Origin of the sequence: Psychroflexus aestuariivivens, from assembly GCF_004010055.1 — a bacterium.
In the GTDB taxonomy this organism is placed as follows: Bacteria; Bacteroidota; Bacteroidia; order Flavobacteriales; family Flavobacteriaceae; genus Psychroflexus; species Psychroflexus aestuariivivens.
This window is the reverse complement of sequence record NZ_RQVT01000050.1, coordinates 385,015-391,014: the sequence shown is the minus strand read 5'-3', so window position 1 is coordinate 391,014 and position 6,000 is coordinate 385,015. Positions and strand designations below refer to the sequence as shown.

The 6,000-nt window shown below is 33.9% G+C and carries 7 protein-coding genes and 1 tRNA gene; 6 read left to right on the top strand and 2 right to left on the bottom strand.

Annotated elements, in window-relative coordinates; genetic code table 11:
• Positions 1-9 precede the first annotated feature (9 nt).
• Both EIG86_RS10335 and EIG86_RS10330 read right to left on the bottom strand, forming a co-directional pair.
• Positions 10-354 (bottom strand): GIY-YIG nuclease family protein, encoded by a 345-nt coding sequence (locus EIG86_RS10335; RefSeq protein WP_127846095.1) that lies wholly within the window; start codon positions 352-354, stop codon positions 10-12.
• 49 nt (positions 355-403) lie between these two features.
• Positions 404-476 (bottom strand) — tRNA-Phe (locus EIG86_RS10330).
• 100 nt (positions 477-576) lie between these two features.
• Here EIG86_RS10330 and EIG86_RS10325 point away from each other — a divergent pair.
• From EIG86_RS10325 to EIG86_RS10300, 6 genes are read left to right on the top strand one after another with little or no spacing between them, the layout of a single operon-like run.
• Complete coding sequence (locus EIG86_RS10325; protein WP_127846094.1) at positions 577-1,308, top strand: type III pantothenate kinase; 732 nt, start codon at positions 577-579, stop codon at positions 1,306-1,308.
• Entirely contained in the window at positions 1,308-2,558 is a 1,251-nt protein-coding gene (locus tag EIG86_RS10320; RefSeq protein ID WP_127846093.1) for a lipid outer membrane transport protein FadL-like protein, read from the top strand. Before EIG86_RS10325 ends, EIG86_RS10320 begins: the two co-directional genes overlap by 1 nt.
• Before the next feature lie 14 nt (positions 2,559-2,572).
• Positions 2,573-3,943: a tetratricopeptide repeat protein gene (locus tag EIG86_RS10315; protein ID WP_127846092.1), complete on the top strand. Its 1,371-nt coding sequence runs from the start codon at positions 2,573-2,575 to the stop codon at positions 3,941-3,943.
• Between the two features lies 1 nt (position 3,944).
• Entirely contained in the window at positions 3,945-4,502 is a 558-nt protein-coding gene (gene lptC, locus EIG86_RS10310; protein ID WP_240032204.1) for an LPS export ABC transporter periplasmic protein LptC, read from the top strand.
• Positions 4,502-4,696, top strand: coding sequence for a hypothetical protein (locus tag EIG86_RS10305; RefSeq protein WP_127846091.1), 195 nt, complete (start codon positions 4,502-4,504; stop codon positions 4,694-4,696). The genes lptC and EIG86_RS10305 overlap by 1 nt, the downstream gene beginning before the upstream one ends.
• A complete protein-coding gene (locus EIG86_RS10300; RefSeq protein WP_127846090.1) occupies positions 4,693-5,979 on the top strand; it encodes a hemolysin family protein in 1,287 nt (428 codons plus the stop codon). Before EIG86_RS10305 ends, EIG86_RS10300 begins: the two co-directional genes overlap by 4 nt.
• Positions 5,980-6,000: the final 21 nt, after the last annotated feature.

Below are 6,000 nucleotides of genomic sequence, written 5' to 3'. Positions count from 1 at the left end.
AAACCTCAACTAATGAAAGTTGAGGTTTAAAAGGTGGTGCCTCCAGCCCCGAAGTCTCGGGGGAACCAGGTGACTATTTTTTTTTAAAATATCTACTAAAATTTCAGAGTTGTTGATTACTCTTTGTATAAATTTACGGCTTTTAATCCGTTTTATAAACTTTTCTAAAAACAATGCATCTTCCCTAGATTGGCATGCAAAAACAAGTTTCAACTCCCAATCACAAGCAACTCTTGTAAAAGCTTTTTTAAAATGATGTTCGTTATGCATCATCAATCGCTTTTCAACATCCTGAGTTTCGCCAACGTAATATTTATCTAATTCTCCACTATAAATAATGTATAAATATCGCATACGTCAAAAATAAAAAAACCTCAACTAATGAAAGCTGAGGTTTAAAAGGTGGTGCCTCCAGGAATCGAACCAGGGACACAAGGATTTTCAGTCCTTTGCTCTACCAACTGAGCTAAGGCACCAGTTTTTATTGCGGGTGCAAATATAAAACCATTATTTAATTCTGCAAAATAAAAATTCAATTATTCTTATATTGTATCTTTGTTTTTTTCAAATGAGATTATGAATTTAATTCTTGACATCGGTAACACATTCATAAAAGTCGCTGTTTTCAATGACGACGATTTGATTTTTAAATCTAAAATTTCTCCTGAAGATTTCGCTACTGAATTTCAAAATTTACTCAATGAATACCCAAACTTAAAATTTAGCATAATTTCTGCAACCGGTGACATTCCTCAAGGTTTAGTTGAACAGTTGGAATCAAAACTTGAAGTTATTCATTTTTCACATGAAAGTAAAATCAATTTCAAAAACGGATACAAGACACCAGAAACTTTAGGTCTTGACCGGATTGCGCTAACTACTGCAGCAGCTGGATATTATCCTTCACGAAATGTTTTGATTATAGATGCCGGCACTTGCATTACTTACGACTTTCTGGATGCTAATAATATTTATCATGGGGGCGCCATTTCGCCAGGAATTCAAATGAGATTTAATGCCATGCATAATTTCACTGCTAATTTGCCGTTGATAAAACAAGCTACGGCAGATGTTGGATTTTTAGGTAAAACTACTCGAGAATCCATGGAAGTTGGGGTTTTAAAATCAATTCAATATGAAATTGATGGATTTATTGAAGATTATCTGGCTGATTATGAAGATTTAACAGTTATTTTAACAGGTGGCGACTATCAATTGTTGTCAGCATCTATAAAAAATAGCATATTTGCCACTTCAAATTTTTTATTACAAGGTTTAAACAAAATTTTACAACTTAATATAAATTAATGATCAAACGTCTCAGCTTAATCATCTTAACATTAGTTCTCAGCACCAGCGGATTGAAAGCCCAAGAAGGTGTGTTTTCACCTTATTCATTTTTAGGCATCGGTAACAATACATTCCGTGGAACTGCTGAAAATAGGTCGATGGGTGGACTTGGAATTCTTTCAGACAGTATTCATTTGAACTTAAAAAATCCTGCAGCTTATGCAGATTTGAAACTTACTGCATTTACTGCTGGAATAACTAGAAATAGCGTGACTTTGGAAAGTGATTCGCAATCTGACGATGTCAACTTTACAACTTTAGATTATTTATCTATTGGTTTGCCATTTAAAAATTTCGGTGTTGGCGTAGGATTGAAACCCGTTTCGGCAGTTGGTTATCAGTTAGAAAGTTCAACTGAAAATCAAGTTTCTGAATTTTCCGGACGTGGTGGATTAACCAATTTATATTTCTCTGTGGGCGGAGAACCAATCAAGAATTTGAAAATTGGTGGGACGATAAATTATAATTTTGGTGATATTGAAAATAAAAATTTAATTTTTCAGAATCAAGTGCAGTACGCTTCTAGAGAACTTAATTTCACCGATTTAAAAGGTTTCTCTTTTGAATTGGGTGCGCTTTATGACTATGAAATAAACGACAAACTGACACTCCACGGCTCTTTACGCTACACAACTGCGTCCTCTTTGGATGTAGACAGTCGCAGAGAGTTGGCAACTGTGCAAGTGACTAACAGCGGAGATGAATTTGTTATCGACGAATTCGAAGCCTCTCCTACCAATACGGAAGTAGATTTACCCGAAATGATTGCTTTTGGAGCGGGAATTGGTCAAATCAGAAAATGGTTTGTTGGTGCTGAATATGAAAAGTACGGTGCAGCTAATTTTTCTAATATCGCTTATAATTTCGGACCTGAAGTGGTTCAAAAAGAAGCGAGTGCATTTAGACTTGGCGGTTTTTTTATACCAAGATACAACGATCCTGTGAGTTATTTCAAAAGGATTGTTTTTAGAGCAGGTTTACGTTACGAAGAAACAGGTTTGCAATATCGTGGCGAAGACATTAACGAGTTTGGCATATCTTTTGGTCTAGGTTTACCTGCCGGAAGACTTTTTACAAATGCTAACCTCGGTGTTGAGTATTTCGAAAGAGGTACAACTGATAATGATTTAGTACAAGAAAATTATTTCAGCGTATTCTTAAGTTTTTCATTTAACGACAAATGGTTCATTAAATCTAAATATAATTAAATACAAATATTATTATGAAGTTTAAAATTGCTTTTACACTTTTAGGATTATTAGCCAGCTACCAGGTAGCTGTGGCGCAGAATTGTACAGCAACACTTAGCCTTTTCAATGAAAGCGCAAAAGTTGAAAACTATGATGATGCTTATCCAAGATATCAACAGCTAATTGAAAACTGCCCTGACGCAAAGTTGTTGATTTATCAGCGTGGAGAAAAAATGCTTGAATCTATGATTGATCTTGCTTCAACTGAAGAAGAGAAGCAAAAACTAGTTCAAGAATACATTGATAATCAAAAAATGCGTTTGGAATATTTTCCAAATGACACCAAAAAAGGTGATATCCTTGCTGATATTGCTATGATTAAATACAAGCATGAAATCGGCTCACTTGAAGAAAGACTGAAATCTTTTGAAAAAGTCGTAGAAGAGGACAAAGAAAATTTCTCTTCACCAGTCGCCTTGTACGCCTATTTCAGAATTGCCAACGATCTTAATGACGCAGGCGAAAGAGATATCCAGTTTTTATTCGACAAGTATGACGAAGTTATTGAACTTATAGAAACTCAGGAAAACGATAAAGCTGCAGAAGCTGAACCTTTAATCAAAAAACAAGAAGAACAAGAAGAATTGACTTCTCGTGAATCTAGAATATTGAAAAATTCTGAAATTTATCTTAGAAATTACACCAAAATTAAAAGTAGTGTAAATTCTCTTTTGGGTTCAAAGGCAGATTGTGACAATTTAATTCCTTTATATAACAAGGATTTTGAAGAAAAGAAAAGCGATGTCAAATGGTTAAGAAATGCAAATGCTAGATTATCTGCTAAAGATTGTACCGATGATCCTTTATTTTTCAAAGTTTCTGAAGCCTTACATAACATAGAGCCTTCTGCAAATTCAGCTTACTCACTTGGTCAGCTTGCACAAGCTGAAGGAGATAAAGCCAAAGCATTAAATTATTTAAATGAAGCTGGTGAACTTGCTAAAGATAAAGGCAGAAAGTCAAGAATTTACTACAGAATTGCAAACATTTACAAAGCACAAGGTAGTTATTCACAAGCTAGAAATTATTACCGAAAAGCTTTAACTAACAAGCCATCTTTAGGAATTGCTTATTTGAAGATAGCAGAAATGTATGCGAAAAGTGCCAATGACTGTGGCGATAGTACATTCGACAAAAGAGCGGTATATTGGTTGGCTGCAGATTATGCTAAAAGAGCTGGACGTGTAGATCCATCTTTGAAATCTACTGTTGATGCAACGGTTGAAAGCTATAACGGTCGAGCGCCTCAAAAATCTGATATTTTCCAAGAGGATGCCAAAGGCAAAAAAATAACATACTCTAACTGCTGGATTGGCGAAAGCGTTGTTGTGCCAAACCTATAATATGTTTTTCAACAAAACATTTTTTAAAAATAGCATTGCTGTCTCTTTTTTGGCAGCAATGCTTTTTGCTTGTGAAGGCAATCTGAAAGACGTAAAAGACATGGAAAAAGATTTCCTAGCACCACAAGCCAAAGTATACGAAATCAATCTTTTTTATACAGACAGTGGTCGAGTGAAAGCCAACTTGAGAAGCCCTGAAATGCTTGACTATTCGAATAGAAAATTTCCTTTCAGAGAATTTCCAAATGGCATTGAAGTCGATTTTTTTGAATCCGATTCTTCAAAAAACACCATAATTTCTGACTACGCCATTATTTATAATGAAACAAATTTGGTAGATTTACGTGGCAATGTGAAAATAATTACCTCAGACAGCACAATAATGACGGGTTCTCAACTATATTGGGATCAAGAAAATGAGTGGGTCTTTACTGATTATAAATATAAGTTGAAACTACCAAATGGCGGAACTAATATTGGAGAGCACTTTGATACTGATCAAAAATTCACTAAATTCAATTCCATATCTAATATCGGAACCCAATACATAGAAGACTAATGAAATATTATAAATATTTTGAATTTGCCTACATAGCTTTTGCAGCGTTTTTCATTATTGAAAGTATTCGTACATGGCAAGAAAATGAAAGCAGAGCTTATCTTTACTTATTTTTTGCGGTCATTGCTATTTTTATGTTTTTCTTCAAAAGAAAATTTAGAAAAAAAATCGAAGATAAAAATAAAAACAAATGAGTTCAGAAGTTCTCATAATCATTATTATGCTTCTGCTCTCTGCTTTTTTTTCGGGGATGGAAATCGCTTTTATTTCGTCAAATAAAGTTCACATTGAACTTCAGAAAAACCAAAGCGATTTCATTGGTAAAATCCTGAAAATACTAACCAAAAAACCCTCAAAGTTTATTGCCACTATGTTGGTCGGCAACAATATCGCCCTAGTCATTTACGGATTTTTTATGGGTGATCTCATCATGAGTTGGTTCGAAAGTCTTCAACCTTCAAGTCAATTTTTAGCTTATCTTATTCAAGATGCAAGTCTATTTACTCAAACACTTATTTCTACTTTAGTCATATTACTCACTGCAGAATTTTTACCTAAAGTTTTTTTTCAAATTTACGCAAATGACTTATTGAAGTTATTTAGTATTCCCGCTTTCATTTTTTATTATTTATTCAGTTTTATTTCAAGTTTTGTTATTTGGATTTCTGATATTATACTTAAAAATATTTTTAAAATTGAAGGTGATAAAGTTCAATTAAACTTCAGTAAAGTTGAGCTTGGCGACTACATTAATCAGCAAATGGAAACCGTAAAAGCCGATGATGATGTAGATTCTGAAATTCAGATTTTCCAGAATGCACTTCAGTTTTCGGATGTCAAAGCTAGAGAAGTCATGATTCCTAGAAATGAAATCGTGGCAGTTGACATAGATGAAAAAACTGAAAATCTTATCGAAATTTTCACCAATACAGGACTTTCTAAACTTTTAGTATATCGCGAAACCAACGACGATATTATTGGGTATGTCCATTCTTTTGAAATGTTCCGAAATCCAAAAAACATCAAAAATATACTGATGCCAGTAGTCTTTGTGCCTGAAACTATGCCGGTCAAAGAAATCCTAAATTTACTCATTAAAAAGCGAAAAAGTATTGCTGTGGTTGTGGATGAATATGGTGGCACGAGTGGAATGATGACTTTAGAAGACATTGTAGAAGAGTTGTTTGGAGAAATTGAAGACGAACACGACTCGGTCGTTCTAGTTGAAGAAAAAATAAATGAAAACTTTTTCAAATTTTCTGCCCGCTTGGATGTTGATTACATTAACGAGCGACACAAAATCAATTTGCCAGAAAATGAGAATTACGAGACTTTAGGCGGAATGATTGTAAATATCACTGAAGAAATTCCAGAAGTTGGCGCAGAAATCAACATAGAGAACTACAAAATTGAAATTCTTGAAGCTTCAAACAAAAAAATAGATTTGGTCTCTGTTCGTTTAGTATCTGATGACTAGTTAATTACAAAATATAAGATT